General features: G+C 66.2%; 19 protein-coding genes. 13 read left to right on the forward strand and 6 right to left on the reverse strand.

Features of this window, described 5'->3' with window-relative positions:
• Positions 1-100: 100 nt before the first annotated feature.
• A complete protein-coding gene (locus QRM89_RS09155) occupies positions 101-1,981 on the reverse strand; it encodes a GGDEF domain-containing protein (RefSeq protein WP_285447838.1) in 1,881 nt (626 codons plus the stop codon).
• A gap of 536 nt (positions 1,982-2,517) precedes the next feature.
• Here QRM89_RS09155 and QRM89_RS09160 point away from each other — a divergent pair.
• Together QRM89_RS09160 and QRM89_RS09165 are read left to right on the forward strand one after the other, a co-directional pair.
• Complete coding sequence (locus QRM89_RS09160) at positions 2,518-3,609, forward strand: DUF1615 domain-containing protein (protein WP_285447839.1); 1,092 nt, start codon at positions 2,518-2,520, stop codon at positions 3,607-3,609.
• Positions 3,610-3,769: 160 nt separating this feature from the next.
• A complete protein-coding gene (locus tag QRM89_RS09165) occupies positions 3,770-6,094 on the forward strand; it encodes a S9 family peptidase (protein ID WP_285447840.1) in 2,325 nt (774 codons plus the stop codon).
• A gap of 115 nt (positions 6,095-6,209) precedes the next feature.
• Here QRM89_RS09165 and QRM89_RS09170 read toward each other — a convergent pair whose 3' ends face one another.
• On the reverse strand, positions 6,210-6,347 hold the full coding sequence (locus QRM89_RS09170) for a hypothetical protein (protein ID WP_186829840.1): 138 nt from the start codon (positions 6,345-6,347) through the stop codon (positions 6,210-6,212).
• Positions 6,347-6,673, reverse strand: a complete 327-nt coding sequence (locus QRM89_RS09175) for a DUF3817 domain-containing protein (RefSeq protein WP_040940558.1) — start codon at positions 6,671-6,673, stop codon at positions 6,347-6,349. The genes QRM89_RS09170 and QRM89_RS09175 overlap by 1 nt, the downstream gene beginning before the upstream one ends.
• 307 nt (positions 6,674-6,980) lie before the next feature.
• Between QRM89_RS09175 and QRM89_RS09180 the strand changes: the two genes are divergently transcribed.
• From QRM89_RS09180 to QRM89_RS09225, 10 genes are all read left to right on the forward strand, one after another.
• The gene (locus tag QRM89_RS09180; RefSeq protein WP_285447841.1) at positions 6,981-7,607 is read left to right on the forward strand and encodes a YiiX/YebB-like N1pC/P60 family cysteine hydrolase; all 627 of its coding nucleotides are present in this window, start codon (positions 6,981-6,983) and stop codon (positions 7,605-7,607) included.
• 231 nt (positions 7,608-7,838) lie between these two features.
• Complete coding sequence (locus QRM89_RS09185) at positions 7,839-8,852, forward strand: glycosyltransferase family 2 protein (RefSeq protein WP_285447842.1); 1,014 nt, start codon at positions 7,839-7,841, stop codon at positions 8,850-8,852.
• A 2-nt stretch (positions 8,853-8,854) separates the two neighbouring features.
• Entirely contained in the window at positions 8,855-9,598 is a 744-nt protein-coding gene (locus QRM89_RS09190) for a hypothetical protein (protein ID WP_285447843.1), read from the forward strand.
• Positions 9,595-10,743, forward strand: coding sequence for a hypothetical protein (locus QRM89_RS09195; protein ID WP_285447844.1), 1,149 nt, complete (start codon positions 9,595-9,597; stop codon positions 10,741-10,743). Before QRM89_RS09190 ends, QRM89_RS09195 begins: the two co-directional genes overlap by 4 nt.
• Complete coding sequence (locus tag QRM89_RS09200; RefSeq protein WP_285447845.1) at positions 10,740-11,666, forward strand: fatty acid desaturase family protein; 927 nt, start codon at positions 10,740-10,742, stop codon at positions 11,664-11,666. Before QRM89_RS09195 ends, QRM89_RS09200 begins: the two co-directional genes overlap by 4 nt.
• Before the next feature lie 108 nt (positions 11,667-11,774).
• Positions 11,775-12,755: an alpha/beta hydrolase-fold protein gene (locus tag QRM89_RS09205; protein WP_285447846.1), complete on the forward strand. Its 981-nt coding sequence runs from the start codon at positions 11,775-11,777 to the stop codon at positions 12,753-12,755.
• 74 nt (positions 12,756-12,829) lie between these two features.
• Positions 12,830-14,107 (forward strand): M1 family aminopeptidase, encoded by a 1,278-nt coding sequence (locus QRM89_RS09210; protein WP_285447847.1) that lies wholly within the window; start codon positions 12,830-12,832, stop codon positions 14,105-14,107.
• Positions 14,108-14,444: 337 nt separating this feature from the next.
• Positions 14,445-14,930: a helix-turn-helix domain-containing protein gene (locus tag QRM89_RS09215; RefSeq protein WP_043921970.1), complete on the forward strand. Its 486-nt coding sequence runs from the start codon at positions 14,445-14,447 to the stop codon at positions 14,928-14,930.
• A 78-nt stretch (positions 14,931-15,008) separates the two neighbouring features.
• Positions 15,009-15,884: a CPBP family intramembrane glutamic endopeptidase gene (locus tag QRM89_RS09220; RefSeq protein ID WP_285447848.1), complete on the forward strand. Its 876-nt coding sequence runs from the start codon at positions 15,009-15,011 to the stop codon at positions 15,882-15,884.
• Positions 15,885-16,163: 279 nt separating this feature from the next.
• A complete protein-coding gene (locus QRM89_RS09225) occupies positions 16,164-16,625 on the forward strand; it encodes a DUF4126 family protein (RefSeq protein ID WP_019237241.1) in 462 nt (153 codons plus the stop codon).
• A 166-nt stretch (positions 16,626-16,791) separates the two neighbouring features.
• Here QRM89_RS09225 and QRM89_RS09230 read toward each other — a convergent pair whose 3' ends face one another.
• The 3 genes from QRM89_RS09230 to QRM89_RS09240 form a co-directional block, all read right to left on the reverse strand.
• The gene (locus QRM89_RS09230; protein ID WP_012437278.1) at positions 16,792-17,184 is read right to left on the reverse strand and encodes a VOC family protein; all 393 of its coding nucleotides are present in this window, start codon (positions 17,182-17,184) and stop codon (positions 16,792-16,794) included.
• 93 nt (positions 17,185-17,277) lie between these two features.
• Positions 17,278-18,249: a glutathione S-transferase family protein gene (locus tag QRM89_RS09235; RefSeq protein WP_285447849.1), complete on the reverse strand. Its 972-nt coding sequence runs from the start codon at positions 18,247-18,249 to the stop codon at positions 17,278-17,280.
• Positions 18,250-18,402: 153 nt separating this feature from the next.
• Complete coding sequence (locus QRM89_RS09240; RefSeq protein ID WP_285447850.1) at positions 18,403-19,575, reverse strand: hypothetical protein; 1,173 nt, start codon at positions 19,573-19,575, stop codon at positions 18,403-18,405.
• Positions 19,576-19,957: 382 nt separating this feature from the next.
• On the opposite strand from QRM89_RS09240, the gene QRM89_RS09245 reads away from it, so the two are divergent.
• The gene (locus QRM89_RS09245) at positions 19,958-21,544 is read left to right on the forward strand and encodes an SDR family oxidoreductase (protein WP_285447851.1); all 1,587 of its coding nucleotides are present in this window, start codon (positions 19,958-19,960) and stop codon (positions 21,542-21,544) included.
• Positions 21,545-21,673 lie beyond the last annotated feature (129 nt).

The raw sequence follows: 21,673 nt of genomic DNA on the forward strand, positions 1-21,673 counted from the left end.
GAATGGCATCGCTGAGCAGGCAGGAGGTGCGGCAGCGCCGCGCGCAAAGTGTGCCGCAGTGCGGCGCCATTGTCGCACTCCACCAGCGCGCGCACTTGCACTACGCGCCGTACACGGCCCATTGGTCGCGGCCGGCGGTTTTGGCGGCGTACAGCGCCAGGTCGGCCTGACTCAGCAGCACGTCCAGCCCGGTCGCCGGGGTGACGCGCACCGCGCCCAGGCAGAAGCGCACCGGCGCATCTGCCGGCAGGCCCGCGATGGCAATCGCCGCGACCGCACTGCGCAGACGCGCGAACACGTTGCCGATTTCGTCAGCGGTGCAGCCGGGCAACACCAGCAGAAATTCCTCGCCGCCCAACCGGCCGAGCTGGTCGCGCTCGCGCAGGGCGCGCCGGGACGCGGCAGCCAGTGCCTTGAGCACCGCGTCGCCGGTGGCATGGCCGTGCACGTCGTTGATCTGCTTGAAGTGGTCCAGGTCGATCAAGGCCAGCATGCAAGAGGTGCGCGTACGCAGCGCATGCTCGATCTGCTGCTGCGCCTCGGTGCGGATCGCGCGACGGTTGGGCAGGCCGGTCAGTTCGTCGCGCATGGCCAGGGTGGAAAGCTGGCGGCGATGGCGCCAGCCCACCGCCACCACCACCAGCGCGGCGATCAGCAACAGGCAGGCCGCACACAGCGCGATCCACAAGGTGCGCTGGCCAGCTTCGCGCGCCTGCAGCGCCAACTGCGCGGTTTCGCTGCGGCGGCGCAATTCCGCGGTTTCCGCACTGCGCCGTGCGTCTTCGTAGCGCGCCTGCAGCCGCAGCATCACGGTGTCGCGCTGGCCTTCCTGGCTGCGCTCACGCAAGGCGTTGGCGCGTTGCAGTTCGGCGTAGGCCTGCGCGTGTTGGCCCATCGAGGCCAGCGCCGCGGCAATGGCATCGGCCAGGTCCACACGGCGGCTCGATGCCAGCCGCGGCCCATCGGCGCGCCTGGCCGCGGCGATCTCCTCGCCCAGGCGCGCATTCTTCAGCGCGGTCATCGCCTTCAACAACACCGCGTGGCAGGCCGCGACGCGGCCGATGTTGCCCTGCGCCTGCATCAGCGGCAGCGCCTCGTTGGCGGTAACCAGCGCCGCGGCGGCATCACCGGTCTCGATCAAGGCTTCGCTGGCACTGGTCAGTGCCGCTGCCACGCCGGCCTGATCGCCCAGCGCGCGACTCAAGGCCAGTGCGCGGCGGAAATGCACCAACGCCGCGTCCGGCTGTTGCAGCGCCAACGAGGCACCGTATTCGTATTCGATCAGGCTGCGCTGGAAGCGTGCCGGCAGGTTACCCAGGCGCGCCAATGCACGCAGCAGATACGCTTCGGCTTCGTTTTCCTTGGCGGTGCGCCCGCCCACGCGGCTGGCCAGTGAGCCGAGCTGTGTCAACGCATCCAGCTCCAGCGACAGCGATCCTTCGCGCACCGCACATTGGTAGCTGGCCTGCGCGGCATTCCAGGCCTCATCGCTGCTGCCCGATGCCAGCATGCTCCACATGTCCACCGCGTCGATTTCGCACAGCAGGTCACGGCGGCCCAGCGCGCGCGCCTGCCGGCGCAATTCTTCCAGGCGCGCCACCATGGAGCGATTGGGGTTTTCGCGCACATCGCTCAGCGCCTGCACCGTGTCCAGCCACAGCCGCGCCTGTGCGCCGCTGCCATGCAGCTGGCCCAGCACGTCGCGTGCCTGCGTCAGCGCCTGTTTGCGGCGCGCACTGTCTTCCAGCGAAATCAGCACCCGCGCCTGTGCCAAGGCCGCCCAGAACGTGGCATCGGCCTGCCCGCTTGCGCGCGCCTGGCGCAGCTGCCGTTCGGTGGCCTGCAGGGCGGCGGTGGGGTCGTCGAGCAGCATGGCTTCGGTCGTGGCCCAGGGTTGCGGCTGGCTCCAGGCAGCGCCACTGACCCACAGCAGTGCAGTGCACAGATGCGGGAGCCACCACGCCGTGCGCTGACGCTTCATCGCACACGCATCGCGATCACCATGGCATCGCGGCCGTGGCACGCAGGTGGCACTGGTGAGGAGGTACTGATTGCTGTGGCATGGCGCAGTCCTCCGTCGCAGGTGATGGAACCAATGCTGCAGTCGCGCGCGATAGCGACACTGAGCACGATGGTGGTCGCGCGACGTGCCCGACCAGGCGATCGCGCAGATGGTCGAGCTCGTTATCGGCCGTATGGCCAGGGTCTTGAATGGCGCCCGCTGAACGTGGCAGCGCTGCGTGTTCTACGATGCGTGTTCTACGATGCGTGTTCTACGAAGCGCCGCTCCAGCTGTGGCGCTCGCCGGTCCTGCACCTGTCCCGCACGCAGCGCATCGCCGCGGCCATTGGCGCCCGGGTGACAGGCCGTATGGCCAGTAGCAACGCGCTGTCCCGGTGAACCACGCCATGCCACCGGCAAGCCGTGCATGCGCCTGCCGCCGCCATCTGCCATCCGCCAACACCGCGCCACGTAAACTGCCAACCGGCAGTACCACCCGCCTTTCCCGGAGACGCCGTGACCCGTTCGATTCCGCGCCTGTTGGCGCTTGGCGTGCTCGCCCTGTTGTCGGCCTGTGCGACGCAGGCGCCCCGCGTGCCGCAACGTTCGCCACAGGCCGTGCAGGCCGATATCGCGCGCCGCCTGCCGGCATCGCTCAGCGACCGCGCCGGCTGGGCCGCCGACGTCTACGTGGCGCTTGCCTCGCAGGACATCGCCACCACGCCCGAACACATCTGCGCGGTGCTGGCGGTCACCGAGCAGGAGTCCACCTATCAGGCCAATCCGCCGGTGCCGAACCTGGGCAAGATTTCGCGCGCGGAGATCGACCGCCGCGCCAGCGCCCACCACCTGCCCGGCTTCATGGTCGATGCCGCGCTGCGCATCACCTCGCCCGATGGCCGCAGCTATGCCACCCGCATTGCCGCTGTGCGCACCGAGCAGGAGCTGAGCGGCATCTTCGAAGACTTCGCCGGCAGCGTGCCGCTGGGTGGGCGCTTGTTTGGCGGGCTCAATCCGGTGCGCACCGGCGGACCGATGCAGGTGAGCATCGCTTTCGCCGAGCAGCATGCCGACCGCTACCCCTACCCGCCTGACGACTCCATCCGGCATGAGGTATTCAGCCGCCGCGGCGGGCTATGGTTCGGCACCCGGCATTTGCTGGGCTACCCCGCCCGCTACGACGCGCTGCTGTACCGCTTTGCCGATTTCAATGCCGGCTGGTACGCCAGCCGCAATGCCGCGTTCCAGGCCGCGCTGAGCAAGGCCAGCGGCATCGCGCTGGCGCTGGATGGCGACCTGCTCACCCCGGGCGCCAGCCTGGACGCACCCGGCGGCACCGAACGCGCCGCACGGGCGCTGGCCAGCCAGCTGGGCATGACTGACCGCCAGATCCGCGCCGCGCTCGAAGACGGCAACCGCGCCGATTTCGACGACAGCCCGCTGTATCGCCAGGTCTTCGCGCTGGCCGAGCGCGACGGCCGCGCGGCGCTGCCACGCGCGGTGCTGCCGGGCATCACCCTGGAGAGCCCCAAGATCACCCGCACCCTCACCACCGCCTGGTTCGCCCAACGCGTCAACGACCGTTGGAAGCGCTGCATGACCAAGTAGCAGCACCCGCTGCGCGGCACGCGCCGCGCCTGGCACCACGCCCGCAGCTGCGCGCCGTGGCAAAGCACGACGTATGGCAGGGTCGCAGGCCCCGCCCGCGCACGTAGCATTGCCGGGTTGCGCCACTCTGCTCGGCGCGCGTTCTTTTGATGAGGTCCACATGCCCACACCGTTGCCGATGCGCCACCTGCTCACCGCCCTGGCCGTTGCCCTGCTGCCCGCACTGGCCAGCGCGCAGGCACCCAGCGTGACCGATGCCGATTACGCGCGCGCCGAACGCCTGGTCAGCTATCTGGCGCAGCCGCTGGTGGACCACGCCGCCACGCAGGTGACCTGGCTTGACCCCACGCATGTGGTGTATGTGGACCATGACGCCAAAGGCGACCGCCTGCTGCAGCTGGACACCGCCACCGGCAAGACCGCACCACTGTTCAAGCCTGCCCGGCTGGCCACCGCGCTCAACAGCTTGCTCAAGACCGGCGACAAACCGCTCAAGGCCGCCACGCTGGCGCCCAAGGTCAGCCTCACCGCCGATGGCCGCTACCGTTTCAAGATCCGCGACACCGACGTGATCTGCGATGCACGCGCCGCCTGCAGCAAGGTCTACGCCAGCGACAAGGCCGAACCGGGCGTGCTGTCGCCGGACAAGACCCGCGAGGCCTTCATCCGCAACTGGAACCTGTGGGTGCGTGAGCTGGCCACCGGCAAGGAGACCCAGCTGACCCGCGATGGCGTGGAAAACTTCGGCTACGCCACCGACAACGCCGGCTGGCAGCACAGCGATAACGCCATCGTTGCGTGGTCGCCAGACTCGCGCAAGATCGTCACCTTCCAGCAGGACCAGCGCAAGACCGGCGATATGTATCTGGTCAGCACCAAGCTCGGGCATCCGGAACTGCAGTCGTGGAAATACCCGCTGGCCGGCGACAAGGACGTGACCATGATCGAGCGCGTCATCATCGACGTGCCCACCGCCAGCGTGGTGCGCCTGAAGCTGCCGCCGGACCAGCACCGCTCCACCCTGTGCGATGACGTGAGCTGCTCGCCGGGCCTGTGGGACGACGTGAAATGGGCGCCGGACAGCAAGACCCTGGCGTTCGCCTCAACCTCGCGCTTCCACAAGCAGGTGTGGCTGCGCATTGCCGACGCCAGCACCGGCGCGGTGCGTACCGCCTTCGACGAAACCGCCAAGACCTATTACGAAAGCGGCCAGGTCGCGGCGAACTGGGCCTATCTGCCCGGCAGCAACGAAGCGGTGTGGTTCTCCGAGCGCAGCGACTGGGGCCAGCTGTATCTGTACGACCTGCAGACCGGCAAGCCCAAACGCGCGATCACCAGCGGCGAAGGCAATGTCACCGAGTTGCTGCGCGTGGACCCGGTGAGCCGCACCGCGTGGTTTGTCGGCGTGGGCAAGGTGCCGGGCGTGGACCCGTACTACCAGCAACTGTGGAAGGTGAGCCTGGACGGCGGCGCACCGGTGCTGCTGACGCCGGAAGTGGCCGATCACAGCATTGCACTCTCACCCGATGGCGCGAGCTTCGTCGACACCTATTCCACCACGCTCACCCCACCGGTCAGCGTGCTGCGCGACGCAGCCGATGGGCGCACGCTCAGCACCGTCGCCACCGCCGACATCACCCGCCTGAAGGCCGCCGGCTGGGTCCCGCCGGAACCGATCACGGTGAAAGCGCGCGACGGCAAGACCACCTTGTACGGCTTACTGTTCAAGCCCACCCACTTCGATCCGGCACGCAAATATCCGGTGATCGATTACATCTACCCCGGCCCGCAGACCGGCTCGGTGCGCGGGCGCGGCTTCTACGCCGGCCATGGCGACAATCAATCGCTGGCGGAACTGGGCTTCATCGTCATCGCCATCGACGGCATGGGCACGCCCTTGCGCTCCAAGAGCTTCCATGACACTTGGTACGCCAACATGGGCGACAACACCCTGCCCGACCAGGTGGCTGCGGTGAAGGAACTCGGCCAGCGCTACCCGTGGTTCGACACCACCCGCGTCGGCATCTGGGGCCACTCCGGTGGCGGCAATGCGTCCACCGGCGCGATGCTGCGCTACCCCGAACTGTTCAAGGTGGCCTGGTCGGAAAGCGGCAACCACGACAACCGCGGCTACGAAGACGACTGGGCCGAGAAGTACCACGGCGAGCACATCGTCAACAAGGACGGCACCTCCAATTACGACGACCAGGCCAACGCGACGCATGCAAGCAAGCTGCAAGGCCGGCTGATGCTGGTGCACGGCACACTCGACGACAACGTGCCGCCGTATCTCACCCTGTTGGTGGCCGATGCGCTGATCAAGGCCAACAAGAACTTCGACATGCTGATGCTGCCCAATGCCAAGCATGGCTATGGCGACCTGACCCCGTACGTCACCCGCCGCCGTTGGGACTACTTCGTGCAGTATCTGCTCGGTGCTACGCCGCCAGCGCAGTACCAGATGCAGCCGATGCCGAAGCACTGAGCACACCAGTCGCAGCTGGTGTCATCGCGCGACGCAGATGGTTCATGTGTTGCGCGATGGCGCCGGTGCTCGTACTGCACTCACGTCGGCGCCGCGCCACCTATGACCAGCGCAGCTACTGGTCCGCAGTGCTGCCACCCAGCTGCTTACTCAAGAACGCCAGCAAGCGCGTGTAGTACTCACGCCGATGCGCTTCGGTGTAGAAACCGTGGCCTTCGTTGGGGAAACGCACTCTCTCGCTGACGAACCGCATCAACGCGTCCGCACACCCAACAAACCAATACGCCGGAACCAAAGTTCCAACGGCACCGTCACCAGTGGCGGCAGTGCGGCCAGCAGGCTCAGCGCCCAGGCCCACCACGGCCAACGCAGCCGCAGCGCGGCCAGCACGCTCACCACCACATAGAACAGAAAGGCACCGCCGTGCAGGCGGCCAAACAGCCAGACCACCGTCTCGGTGGTCTGCAGGCCATATTTGAGCCACATGCCGATCAGCAGACCGGCCCAGGTGATTCCTTCGATCAGGGCGGCCACGGCAAACAGCCGGCCGATTGGCGACAACGCAGCAGACGAACGCATGCAACACTCCAGGCGACCAAGGTAATGCCGCGACACGATGGCGACGGCGACGCCCGCTGGCCTGCGTAGTCTACAAAACACGGGCCAGGCTTGGGCTTCCGTTGTTGCGATCCCGGGCAAGCCACCGCTTCTTGCAAGCCGCTGCGGCTGGAACTCCCGATCGTCAGCGGAGCAGACGCATCGCTGCGTGCACCACGCGGCCAACAGCCGCTGCCCTCGCCCCGGGCTGCGCCTTCATCGGCATACGCGCCGAGACAGGCGTTGTTGTTCATAATCGGCACGTCCTGCCACCGCCAAGCATCCACACATGCACACGTTCCGGCTGTTGTTGTCCCTGCTCCTGCTGGCCTTGCTGCCGACCTCGGCGCTGGCCGTGCGGCTGCACGATGGTGATCTGCTGTGCGTCACCGCCGCGCGCACCGGCCTGAGCGGCGCCATCGACGATGCCACCGCCACCCAGGGCGCACCGAGCTTCGATCATGTGGGCCTGGTGGCCCATGACGGCCGCGCGCGCGTGGTGCTGCATGCCGACGAGGAAGGCTCGCGCCAGCAACCGCTTGCCGACTTCATCCAGCAGGCGCGTGCCAAACAGCGGCAGATCTTCGTGTACCGGCTCAACGCCGCGCAGCGTGCGGCGATTCCCGATGCCATCGCACAGGCGCGGCGCATGCTCGGCAAGCCCTACAACCTGACCTACGTGCAGGACGACAACAGCTACTACTGCTCGGACTTCATCGAGCGCGCCTTCCGCGCGCATCAGGTCTTCGCGCTGCAGCCGATGAACTTCAAGAATCCGCAGAGCGGGCAGATGTCCGCGTATTGGACAGAGTTTTACCGCAGCAAGGGCATGGAGGTGCCACAAGGCCTGCCCGGTACCAACCCCAACGATATGGCGCGCGCATCAGCGTTGCAGGCGCTTGGGCCACTGGATTGAGCTGACCGCAGCGCAACCGTTGCGGTCGCACTGACGCGGCACGCTCGGCATCGCCGCCACTTGCACACTAGGCTGCACGTCGAACGCCGTGTCATCGGGCACCAGGACCCGCCAGCCGTCCCAACCCGTGCTTTCCCGGTATAGTCGCGCAACTCTCGGCACTTGATGGCATCTGCGATCAGTCCAACGGCGCAGCTGCCGGGAGATCACGACGTCACAGGGATCCGTACGATGTCCACGCCGATTGCACTGCGCTGCGCCCTGGTCCTGGAGACCAACAACCTGCGCGGAGGCGACGCAGCAGACAACGCTGTGCTGGAGAGCCTGCAGCGTGCAGTGGCCGCACTGGCCGCGCAAACGGTTCCGCTTACCGCGCTGGCGCAGTTGATCGTGACCCACGACGGCCTGAGCGAGACCGCCTGCGCCGCGCTCAGCGGCATCGCCGGGCGGCCGATGACCTTTGTCCGCATTGCGCCCACCACCGGCTATTACGATGCGAAGAACAGCGGCTTTGCCGCCACCGATCCGGCGCTGTGCGACTACGTGATCTTTGCCGATGCCGACTGCCTGCCGGCGGCGGACTGGTTGGCCGAACTGTTGCGGCCCTTCAGGACACAGCCGCAGCTGGCAGCGGTTGCCGGGCGTACCAGCTACGCCGCCACGCTGCTTGGCACCGCACTGACCACGCTGGATTTCATGTATTTCCCCAGCCCCTTGCAGCCGCAGGCCACGCGCAATTTCTATGCGAACAACGTGGTGTTCCGGCGCGAGATCTTCGCCGCGCATGCCTACCAGCCATTGGATGGCGTCTACCGCGCGCACTGCCAGGTGCTGGGGCTGCATCTGCAGGCCTGCGGCATCGCGGTGCACTACGCACCCCGTGCGCACACGGTGCACAAGCTGCCCGACACCCGTGGCGAAGCATTGCAGCTGCGCTGGTGGCGCGGCCAGGACACGCTGGGCCTGACCCCGCACCTGGTCAAGGCGTATCTGCCGGCATCGCTGCACTGGCTGGCGCGCAGCGGGCCGGTCGGGCCGCTGTGCGTGCTGGCATCGCGCCTGTGGTTCAGCGCGCACGCCTTGAACACGCAGGACCTGCCGCCCGTCCGCGGGCTGCGCCGGGGCGCCGCGCTGGCACTGATCGCCGCGTTCTCCGCGGTGGACATGCTCGGCAGCCTGGCCGCCGGCCTGGGCTGGCGCCGCCGCCGCGCCGATGCGCAGGCGCTGTCTTACCACCACTCCTAGCGGTGAGCAGCACGCTGCCAGCTGACCCCGGCACCGCTGGCGGCGTGCCGCTCCTGGCGCTGCAGCCACCGCCTCTGCGTGGCTGGGCGCGCACCCAGGCGTGGCTGGTCGATCGAGTCAAGGCGGCCGCATTACGTCAGCTGCATGCCAGCGTCGCCGGCGAGTGCCTGCTGCTGCGGATGTATCTGGTTGGCGAAGAGGCCACCGAGCTGGCCTTGCAGCGCGAGGTGCCGGTGCAGCGGCCTGCGTGGCTGGTGCCGCTGATGGACCAGCATCTGCAGGAAGAGCAATGGCATGCACAGGCGTTCGCCGCCGCACTGGCCGCACGCGGTGCCGCACGTCCCTCCGCGCAGCCCGATGCCCTGAGCCGGCGCAAGATTGCGCAGTGGCATCGGCTGGCAACACATCATGCGGGTGAATTCCGGCAGGGCCTGCTGGTGCCTGCGTTTGCAATCGGGCTGTGTGCCGAACAGATGGCCTCGCGCGTCTTGCAGCGGCACTGCGGCGTGTTGCCTGCCGGCCATACGCTGCAGCCGCTGCTCACGCGCGTGCTCGGCGATGAGCAACGCCACGTGCAACAGTGCCAGATGATCCTGCAGCGGCTGGTGCCTGCAGATGAGCAGGCAGCGCTGCAGGCACTGCTGGCGCAGGTGCGGCGGATCGACCGTGCATTCGGCATCAGTGGTGCGCTCGGCATGTATGCCGCCGGTGTGGTGCTGCGTTTACGGGCTTACCTGTGGCGGTGAAGCGCCCGCGCCTGCTGTACCTGGCCACCGCCGACGCACGCGGCCACCTGATGCGCGCACAGCTGCTGACGCATGCGTTGCAGGCGCAGGGCGCGGCGGTCGAGGTCATCACCACCTCGGCTGCCGGTGCACAGTTCCTCCATACGTTTGGCATCCAGGCGAGCGTGTTGTCGCCGCATTACGCCGTGCAGTTCGATGCGCGCCAGAACATGCGCGCGGCCGCCACCGATGCCAACGTCGGCGCCTATTTGCTGCATCCGGCGCGGCTGCTGCGCGATGTCCTGCAACTGCAGCGGCGCCTGCGTGAGGTCGACCTGGTCCTCAACGATTCCTTCCATCCGGCGCTGCTGGTGATGGGCATGCTGCCGGTCTGGCGGCACAAGATCGTGCACATCTATGGCGGCAGCTTGCGCGCCGCCCTGCAGGGCAATTTCGAAGGCCGGCTGCCGCGCGTGCTGGCCGCGCTGTTCTCACGCGCCATCGGCTGGCAGATCGACCGCGCCGCCGCGCAACTGGAACACGACTTCGCGCAAAGCCAACCGCAGGCCAGCGGACGACGCGTGCGGCTGCCAACGCCGGTAGCGATTGCATCCCCATCTGCCACCCCCACGGCGCCAACGGCTGCGGTCTATCTCAACCCGCACTTCCGCGACCCCGCGCTCGCGCAGGCACTGGAGCTAGGACTGAGACGCGCGGGATTGGGCAGCCTGTGTGTCGGCGAGGGCTATGCGCAGCGCCCCGGCTGGCAGGCCGACCACCCACAGTGGATCGACCACGCCGCAACCAGCACGCTGCTGATCTCGGCGCCCGGCATGGCCGCGCTATCGATTGCGCTGGTGTACCGGCGGCCCATCCTGCTGATCGTCACCGGGCAGCCGGAGCAACAACGCAATGCCGCGCATGCCGCAACCTGCGGCCTGGCGCATCAAATCGTTGCGTGGACGGGCGATGCAGACGCCTTCGCGCACGCCATCCACCGCGCCTGCGACGCGTTGCGCACAACCCCGCCCGTCGCCGGGCACGACGCACCCACGCTGGATGCGCCACAGCGGCTGCAGCTATGGGTCAGCCTGATCCTGGCCTTGGCACGCGGCGCACCTGCACACGCGTGGGTGGCACTCACAGCCACCGGGCAGCACGCATGAGCGCCACGGTGCCGATCGCGCTTGCCCGCCTGCAGCCCTGGCGCAGCGGCATGGCACTGGCCGCCGACTGGGCCGTGATCGCGCTGTGCTTTGGCGCCGCCATGCTGTATCCACATCCGGCAGTGTATGCGTTGGCGATCGTGGTGATTGCCCGCACCCAGCTTGCGCTCGCGGTGATGATGCACGAGGGCGCCCACCGGCTGCTGGCGCATCGCCAGTCACGTAATGACCTAGTGGCGCAGGCGCTGGCCGCCGGCCCGCTGTTCCTGTCGCTGTTCGCCTACCGGCAAGGGCATTTGCAGCATCACCGCGCACCGATGTCGCCCGATGATCCGGTGGCCATCATGTTCGGTATTGCCGACTACCCTGTCTCGCGCCGCGAGCTGGCGCTGCGATTGCTCCGCGATGTGACCGGCATCGGCTACGTACTCACCATCCGCGATGCACTGCGCAGGCGCAGCACACAACCAGCCAGTACGCGCACCCCTACCGTGCCGCAGCACCTGGGGTTGGTTGCCGGCACGATCCTGCTCAGCAACGGGCTGCTGTTCGGGGTTCTCGCCGCGCTTGGCCACCCGCTGCTGTACCTCGGCCTATGGCTGCTGCCGGCGCTGACGCTGCTGCAGCTGTTCGCCCGCATCCGTGCCATCACCGAGCATGCCGGTTATGTCGCCTGCGAGGACCAGCGGCACAGCGCGCGCACCATCGTCGCACGCAGCTGGCAAACCTTTTTCTGCGGCCCGCATGGCATCCACTACCACATCGAACACCACCAGCATGTGCGCGTGCCGTTCTACCAACTGCCGGCCTTGCATCGCTGGATGCACGCGCAAGACCAGCTGCCCACCGCGAATCTCTACCATGGCTACGGCGCCGTACTCAGGGACGTGAGCCGGGGCGCGCCTGATGACGATCAGCGTTGACGCTGCAGCCTCCTCAACGCCATGCGCTGGCGATCCGCTCATGATCTGAACGCATGCAATCATCACCCCCTGTCCGCACGACGGACCACACGCAACTTTAGGCTGGGAATGTCTTTGAATCGAATCGGATTGATCGGGTTGGTCGTGCTGTTGCTGAGTGCGTGCGACAACACCGCCAAGGCGCCACCCGCCGCAGCAGCACCTGCAGTCACCAATCAGGCTCTTGCAACGCCGGCACAGGCCACGCCGTTGGGCGGGCAACGTGGCGGCGGCAAGCCCTATGAAATGGTCGACAGCGAGGTCTGGGACGTGCCCGACCCGGCAACGGGTCGCACGTATCAGGTCTTCGTCGCCCTGCCACGTGGCTATGCAGACAATCCGCAACGCCGTTACCCGGTGTTGTACGCCACCGATGGCGACTATGCGTTTCCCTTGGTCAAGCAGATCGCGCGGCGCTTGAATGGCGAAGGCCCGGCGATCGAGGACTTCATCCTGGTCGGCCTGTCCTACGCCGTCGGCGACGAGCCCATGCCCAGCCGGCGGCGCGATTACACGCCCACACCGGAAGATGGCCCGGCCGCGGCGCCGGTTGCGACCCATGGCAAGAGCGCCGACTACATCCGCTACCTGCGCGATCGCGTGCTGCCGTTCGTTGCCAACCGCTACCGAACCGACGAGCAGCGGCGTCTGTATCTCGGGCATTCGTACGGTGGCCTGCTCGGCACGCAGATCCTGTTGAGCACACCGGACATGTTTGCCGGCTACATCCTGGGTAGCCCATCGTATTGGTATGGCGAGCACGCGATGGTGGCGCAGGAAAAAACCTTTGCCGCCTCGCATACAGACCTGCCGGCGCTCGTCTATCTATACGTTGGCGAGTACGAGCAAGTGCGCTATCACCAGAATCACGACATGGTCGTCGACACACAGAACATGGCGCAGGCACTACGCGCGCGGCACTATCCGTCGTTGCATCTCACGCTGGACGTTCTCAATGACGAGGACCACCTGACCATCGGGCCACGCGGCACCACCCACGGCTTGAAGGTCTTGCTCGGGATCAAGACGGCTGACCGGAGCGAGCGGTGACACATCGGGGACTCACTGGATACAAGGTCCTGCTTGCACTGCTGGCACTGCTGGTCCTTGCACCGTCTTCGCTGATGGCGGCAGCGCCGACACTGCCAGGCGCAGGGTTCGAGGTCGAGGGCTATCAGCTGCAACTGCGCCCGGATCTCACCACCACCGCGCTTTCCGGCGTGCAGCGCATTCGTCTACGCAGCACCTCCGACCACCTCACCCAGCTGACGTTTTCGCCTAATGCACTGCAGATCCTCTCGGCCGAACTGAATGGTCAGCCGATCGCAGTGACCAGCACCACCGATGGCATCACGTTTGCGTTGCCCACCGCGCTTGCCAAAGGCGCCCGCGCGTCGCTCACCTTCAAGATCGTCGGCGTGCCGGCGCAGGGTGTTGTTCGCGCGGCCAGTGGCTTCTACACCAGTTATTTCGCGTGCGACTGGATGGTCTGCCTGCAGGACAGCCCCGGGCAGAAAGCGTCTTTCGCTTTGGATCTGTTCGTGCCTGCCGGCATCGATACGTTGAGCATCGGCGCAGGCTTGCCCCAGAAGGTGCTTCCGAACGGCCTGGTGCTGCACCGCTGGCGCGCTACCAGGCCGTATTCGGCCTATCTGTTCGGCTTTGCGGTTGGCACCTTCTCGCAGCAGTCATCCAAAACCACGGCCGGGACGTTCGTCTATCTCGATGGCGCAGGTCAAGGTGCGAACCTGGCAGCCGCATTCCAACAGACACCCTCCATTGCGGCATTTTTTGCGCAGGCGGCAGGCGTATCGCTCCCGGATGGTCGTTACACCCAGCTGCTTGTGCCCGGACAGGAGGCGCAGGAGGCGGCCACCTTCTCGCTCATTGGCGTGCAAGCCCTGCAGGACGAGCAGCAAGATCCCGCTTCGTCATGGATCATCGCGCATGAGATGGCGCATCAGTGGTGGGGAAACCTTGTCACCTGCGCATCGTGGCAAGACTTCTGGTTGAACGAGGGCATCACCACGTTCATGGTCGCCGCCTGGAAGCAACATGCCTTTGGCGAAGCGGCCTACCAGCAGGAGCTGGATGAAGCACGCCGCCGGCTTGCCATCGCCCGTGACGCCGGCTTCGACAAACCGCTGGCCTGGTCAGGTGAGTACCCCTCGTTACGTGTCCGCCGCGCCGTGCAGTACAGCAAAGGCGCGCTGTTCATGGCGCACTTGCGGCAGACGCTGGGTGAGCAGGGGTTTTGGGCGGGTATGCGCCGTTACACCCGCAAGAACGTGGGCAGAACCGTCGTCAGCCACGATCTTCAGGGAGCAATGGAGCACGCCAGCGGGCGCGATCTTTCAGCACTGTTCGCGCAGTGGGTGTATGGCGACGAAGTGACTAACTGACCCCGGCAAGCCAAAACCATCAAGACCACATGCTCCGCAGCATGGCCATGCGCGGAACAGCGTAGCGCTGCTGCGTAAGAGTGCGTCTTGATCGTTGCATCGCTGCTGACCCACTTGGTGCGGCGGCGCCAGCGTATGATGCGCGCGCCAACCCTCTCCGCAGCCGGCAGTCCAAAACCGATCAGCGCATCCATCGACACGCCCCACATTGGTTCGCGCGATCCCGCAATGTCATGCAGCGGCAGCGCCGAAGCCTTACCCGACCCGCCGCTAGCGCTGGCAGATGCCAATACTTCTGGCACAGGCGCAATTACAACAGCGCTTATACATTTCGGCCATGACCCCACCTGCACCTACCCTTGGCACCCTGGTCCGGCAACTCATCGAGCGGCTCGATGGTGATCTGGAAGGTGTCTACGCGGCTGCGGGGCTAACCTGGCGGCCACGCTATACCCCCGTGTTACGCGCCCTGCTGCGTGTGGGCCCGGTTCCCATCAAGGTGCTCGCGCAGGAGATCGGCATCAGCCATTCGGCCGCCAGCCAGACGGTGGCGCAGATGACCACGCACCGTCTCGTTGCCTTGAAACCAGGCACGGATGCGCGCGAACGCATCGTCGTGCTGACGCCCAAGGCGAAAAAGATGATTCCCGCGCTGGAGCGGCAATGGGCCGCGACCAATGCCGCCGCCGCGCAGCTCGATGCAGAGTTGTCCGTCCCGCTGTCCCGCATTCTCAGTGAGGCCATCGACGCGCTGAACCAGCGTGCGTTTTCCACCCGGATTGCAGACGCATCCAACGCGTCATCCCGCTCCACCACCCGCTAGCAACCACACCACATGGAGTCGTACATGCACGCATCAACGCAATCGGTTGCCGGACAGTCCTTGGCCACGACCAGACAGATGAGCCGCCCGATCGAACTGGGTGAGCGCAAGTTCCTGCATCCCGGGCGCCTGCGCTGGCTTCGCGCCATCGCCTGGGCGGTGGTGTTGCTGGTGGTGGTTGCCACGCTGGCGCCCATGAGCGGCCGGTTCGTCAGCGGCCTGCTGCCCAAGGAGTCCGGCCCGCTGCAGCTGCTGGCCAGCCTGGTGGGTATCGCGGTGGGCCTGGGCGTGTACGTGCTTGCGGTGCGCCTGGCCGAAGGGCGACGCGCCAGCGAGCTCGCGGTGCGGCCGATGGTGCCGCACGTGCTTCTCGGCCTGCTGATCGGCGCGGCGATGTTCGCCTCGGTCATGGGCATCATGGCGGTGTTCGGGCTGTACGACATCCAGTCCCTGGGCATGGCGCCGGCATGGACTGCGATGCGCAAGGCATTGCAGGCGGGTGTGATCGAAGAGCTGATGTTCCGCGCGATTTTCCTGCGCCTGGTCTGGCGCGCGTTTGGGCCGTGGATCGCCTTCGCCGCGTCCGCCGCGCTGTTCGGTTTCGGCCATATCGCCAATCCGCACGCCACGGCATTCGCAGCGATCTGCATCGCGCTGGAAGCCGGCATTTTGCTGGGCGCGTTCTATGCCCTGACCGGCCGCGTGTGGATGTCGATCGGCGTACATATCGCCTGGAACTTCACCCAGGGCTATCTGTTTGGCGCAGCCGTCTCCGGCACCGACATGGGCCCGGCCATCGCGCGTAGCACGGCCCGCCCGGGATTTCCCGAATGGCTCACCGGCGGTGCGTTTGGCCCGGAAGCGTCGTTGCCTGGCGTACTGATCTGCCTGGCGGTCGGCCTTGCCGTGCTGGCAATGGCGTGGCGCGCAGGCCGGTTTGCGAAGCAGCCCTGATGCGCATCCGCCACGCTGCAGCGCCCACAAGGTGATGCAGCGTGGTGGCGCCTGCCACGCACCACAGCGGCGCGGTGCCTGCATACCATCACCATGGTGCGGCAGATATCAGCCGCCAGACGGACACAACGTTGTCCTGCACCACCTGTGTCGCATCGCCCTGGCACTGCCTTGCCATCTCGCACACATCTGACCTCCTAGGCTCTGAGCACCAATAACCTGATGCGCGCCTGCGGGCTCCATGGCGGAGCACGTCGATGCGTACCTGCAGAGGTGCACATGGCTCTGATTCATTCGATTTTGATGGGCGCCGTCGCTGGCATGCGCTCGATGACCCCGCTTGCCGCGGTCGCCAATGCGGCACGCACCGGCACCCTGCCGCGCGACAATGGCGCTCCGCGGCTGCTCGCCAACCCACTGGCGTCTGCCGGCATGCTGGCGCTGGCAGGTGGCGAGCTGGCGGGCGACAAGATGAAGACCGCGCCAGACCGCATCGTGCTGGCCGGCATGATGGCCCGCGTCGCCACCGGTGCCATTGCCGGCGCCGCCTTGGCACCGCGCCATCAGCGCGGCATTGCGGCCCTGCTGGGTGCCGGCACCGCGGTCGCGGCGGCCTACCTCACCTTCAATGCGCGGATGCGCGCGATCGAACGCTACGGGCAGACCAGCACCGGTGCGGTTGAGGATGCTATCTCCGTGGGTGCGGCCACGTTGATCGTGCGTAGCGCTGCTGAAGAGTGAGCGACCGATAGGCCACGTCGGCAGGCAGCATTTAGCGAGGGACTGCGCGGGGCCGGTGCCGAGCGCGCGGTCGATCCGAATGCGTTTCCCCGCCCTGCCTGCGTAAACGCCTGTCTTGAGGGCCGCGCCGCCTCAGCGCGTTGCGCGGCCCGCAGTACATGAAGGCTTACGGCCGATGGATGGCGCAGAGTTTGTTGCCATCCGGGTCGCGCACATATGCCAGCCAGGTCGGCCCCATGGTGCTGTCACGCAGGCCAGGCGGCTCTTCGATACTGGTGGCACCTGCGGCAACCGCCGCATCATGAAATGCCCGTACCTGCTCGGGCGAGTCGCAGACGAACCCAACCGTGGTGCCGTTGCCCGGGCTGGCCGGCGCGTCGTCGATGGGCTCGCTGACGCAGAAGCTGCTGCCCGCGTGCCGATAGAACAGCCGCGTATGCCCGGAGTTGGCCTGGTTGACGAACGCGGCCGGCGCACCGAACACGCTTCCCAGCAGCGTGTCGTAAAAAGTCTTCGAGCGGGCGATATCGTTGGACCCGACCATGACGTGACTCAGCATGCAACACTCCGGTGTATTCGCAGGGCGCGCAGCATAGGGCAACCCGCGCGCAACGGTAAACCGCCCACCCACTGCGAGCGACCATGGCCGCCATCATCCCCGGCCGTGCGGCGCATCCAGGTCCAGCACCGGCCCCATCGGCACGATCCCGGTGGGATTGATCATGGCGTGGCTCTGGTGGTAATGGCCCTTGATGTGTTGGAAATTCACCGTCTCTGCGATGCCCGGCATCTGATAGAGCTCGCGCAGGAATCCCGACAAGTGCCGGTAGTCGGCGATGCGCCGCAGATTGCATTTGAAATGCCCGACGTACACTGCGTCGAAGCGGATCAGCGTGGTAAACAGGCGCCAGTCTGCTTCGGTGAGGTGATCACCGCACAGATAGCGCTGCGTGCTCAGGCGCGTGTCCAGCCAATCCAGTGTGTCGAACAACGGCACCACGGCTTCTTCGTACGCAGCCTGCGTGGTCGCAAAGCCCGCCTTGTACACCCCGTTGTTAACGGTGTCGTAGATGCGTTCGTTGATGGTGTCGATCTGCGCACGCAGCGCTTCCGGATAGTAGTCGCCCTCTGCCGCGCCCACCGCATCGAACGCACTGTTGAACATACGGATGATGTCGGCGGATTCGTTGCTCACCACCGTATTGCGCTCGCGATCCCACAACACAGGCACCGTTACACGCCCGGAGTACTGCGGATCGGCCTTGAGATAGACCTCATACAGATATTTGGAATGGTGGATGGGATCGCCCACCACGCCGGGGCCATGTTCGAAGGTCCAGCCATGCGTGCCCATCAGCCAATGCACCACCGACACATCGATCAGCGATGCCAGGCCCTTCAGCTGCCGGAAGATCAACGTGCGATGCGCCCACGGGCAGGCCAGCGACACATACAGGTGGTACCGCCCAGGCGCAGCCTGAAAGCCACCTTCGCCATGCGGCCCAGCACGCCCATCGGCTGTCACCCAATGCCGAAACTGCGACTGCGAACGCTCGAATCGCCCATCGCTCTTGTCGGTGTCATACCAACGGTCTTGCCACTTGCCCTCGACCAGCAGGCCCATGGTGTCTCCCGGAAATAGGTCCGCACTTACCGTAGCGCACGCCATTCCAAAGACATGTGATCGGCGAACACAACGGCGGCGCAACTGAACACCGCAGCACACGGAGCGGTCGCATTGTTCCAACCGCGCCTTGCGATCCGCTGCATGACATTGCTACTGCATCGGCATGACGCGGTCGCCTCCGCCCACCGAGCTCCAGCCCGCCGCCTCGTTCCAGTACCAGAAGCTGGCCGCTTCGTCGCAGTGCTTGCGCTTGGCAACGCACACCAGCCCGCGTGCATCGCTGCTCCAGAGCAAGCGGGGATAACGGCGCGAAACAATCAAGCCACTTGCTGCGCCATTGACGATCAACTCCACCCACGGGTCTGCAAGCGGCGCCACTGGATCGGCCAACGCCATCAAACGCTGCGGTAGGTAGGGCGCCACGGTCAGTACCGGTCCGCCGGCCGGCGCAGGAGGGAATTCGCCCGTTTCTAATTGGCGCACCTGTTCCAAATAGTAGGCCGGCACCAGGAGATCACCGGTGTTCACCATCGGAACTGCACAGGCATGTGCGATCACGTCGTCGATCAACACGCACAGCATGGTTCCGTCCTTATGCACGCGACTACCCCAGCCGTGGATCTCGGTCGCGGTGACGGCATGAAGCGCGACAAAACTTTCGCGCTGCGTGAAACGGTACAGGATGCGTGCGCGCCGGTCATAGATCAGCAGCCCCCAAAGACCGGTGGTTGGCATCGGTGAAACGCAGTAGCGGCCATCTGGAGAAAACATCAGCACCGCGCCCGCTCCAAACAGCACGCTGCCATCGGGAAACAGATAATCGTATTGCAGCGGAGCACTATTGCGCACTTCGTGGCAACCGATCATGCGTATTTTTCCACCCTCCGGCGTCAGCGGTGCTGACTCGTCAACGGGGCATCCGGATGGCCGCCCGGGCCCTGCGATGCGCGTAAACGTTGGGCCCTTGCTTGGGCGTTCGATTGAAAGCCCCGCAAGCTTCTCCCATGCCTTTCCCAGCACCACAAGAACCGCGAAGACGGCCACTCCCGCCAGCAGCGCGACGGTGCGCGATGGAGCAGCCTGAGCGACGGCATAACTGACGCCAATGCAGGCCCCCAATCTGTAGAGCGGCATCCACTCGACACGACCAAAGACGCGCTCTTCGGCCCACTCAAACAGCAGCGTCCCTCCGAGGTACAGCCATGCCAGCGGTGGCGACAGCAAAAGCGGTAGAGCCAATGGCGCCAACACCAGAACCGCATCAAGCAGCAGGCGCCCTAATGCACCTGCGAATGACTGATCCTTGTCGACTGCGGACTGCATGAGCAGCATTTCCGGTAGCAAAACTGACTATGAGGGTAACCCACCTCTGACTGGCCCCGTTGTTAGTCTTGACTCGCACAGGATCCACGCGAAGCGCATCGACCTTTCAGTGCTGTTGCAGCTGCACGGCAGCAGGTGCAAATGCCCGCCCGTGTGTTGCTCCGAAGCGGACCGCCAACGCCACAACACGCCGGCCGCCTCGGGGCGCTCGGACACCACCCCGGGCCCCGGATTGGCGCTGCCGCCGCCAATCGGCGAAAATGGCGCCCAGCCTGGAAACTCACTGGCAACGCCCGCGTTTTCTAAGGGCTCAGCACCGTCTTGCCCACCGGCCGCCTGCCGCCACACCCACGGCTTTCAGCCGCTTCTGCCCGGATCTGCCTTGAATACCACCGCCTCACCCCTGCCCGCCGACGACCTGCCGCTCACCGACCGCCTGCGCGCCGCGCTGGATGTGCTGGAGGCCATCGACGCGGACCGCAGCGTGCTCGATACGCTCTCCGAGGCCGACCGCGTGCGGCTGCATCAGGTGGTGGCCAAGGTCTATCACCCCGAGCCCAAGGCGCGCCGCCAACTGCTCAAGCAGCGCGAGCGCGAACGCCATCAGGAAAAGGTCCGCAAGGCCGAGGCCTTGCTCGAGCAGACCGGCATCCGCGCGTTGCGACGCAAACCGGTGTTCAGCACGCCGAACTATTTCCCGCCGCACGCCGCCGGCCTGCACGATGCACACAATGGCGAAGGTGCTGCCGCTGCCGAGGCGCCACAGCAATCGCCGGAACTGCGGCACTGCTATGTGTGCAAGCAGAAGTTCACCCAGCTGCATCACTTCTACGACCAGATGTGCCCGGCCTGTGCGGAGCTGAACTTCTTCAAGCGCACCGAAACCGCCGACCTGCGCGGGCGCGTGGCGCTGCTCACCGGCGGCCGGGTCAAGATCGGGTATCAGGCCGGATTGAAGCTGCTGCGTGCCGGCGCCGAACTCATCGTCACCACGCGCTTCCCGCGCGACTCGGCCGCGCGTTATGCGGAAGAACCCGACTTTGCCGAATGGGGCCACCGCCTGCAGGTGTTCGGCCTGGATCTGCGCCACACGCCCAGCGTGGAAGCGTTCTGCAGCCAGTTGCTGGCCACGCGCACGCGGTTGGACTTCATCATCAACAATGCCTGCCAGACCGTGCGCCGCCCGCCGCAGTTCTACGCGCACATGATGGCCGGCGAGACCGCCGCGCTGCATGACCTGCCCGAGACGGTACGCAAGCTGGTGGGCCATTACGAAGGCCTGCGCACGCCCGAACTGCTGCGCGACGCCTCGGCCACCGCGCTGCCGGCCGTACACGGACGCGGCCTGGACGGCGCCGACGGCCTCACCCGCGCCGCCGAGCTGTCGCAGGTCGCGCTGCTGGACGACGAGCTGGTCGGCCAGAAGCACCTGTTCCCCGAAGGCCGTCTCGATCAGGATCTGCAGCAGGTCGACTTGCGCGGCCGCAATTCCTGGCGCCTGCTGCTGGCCGAGGTGCCGTCGGTGGAATTGCTGGAGACGCAACTGGTCAACGCCATCGCGCCCTTCATCATCAATGCGCGCCTCAAGCCGCTGATGCTGCGCACGCCCGAGCGCGACAAACACATCGTCAACGTCTCGGCGATGGAAGGCCAGTTCTACCGCAACTTCAAGACCACCCGTCACCCGCATACCAACATGGCCAAGGCCGCGTTGAACATGATGACGCGCACCTCGGCGGCCGATTATCAAAACGAAGGCATCCACATGAACAGCGTCGACACCGGCTGGGTCACCGACGAAGATCCGGCCGACATCGCCGCGCTTAAGGTGCAGCAAGAACGCTTCCACCCGCCGCTGGACATCGTGGACGGCGCCGCCCGCATCGTCGACCCGATCATCCACGGCTTCAACACCGGCGAGCACGTCTGGGGGCAGTTCCTGAAGGACTATGCGCCGACGGATTGGTGAGGCGGGTCGGTGGCGAAGTGCATCGGCCGGCGCTGCCAGCGGTGCAGAACGGACGCTGTTGAATCATGCAGCAGGCGAACTACGTGTTCGCCGCGCTGGAACGCCGGAATAGTGCATTAGGTGAGTCGA

Source organism: Xanthomonas sp. LMC-A-07 (genome assembly GCF_030208825.1).
Taxonomy (GTDB): Bacteria; Pseudomonadota; Gammaproteobacteria; order Xanthomonadales; family Xanthomonadaceae; genus Xanthomonas; species Xanthomonas campestris.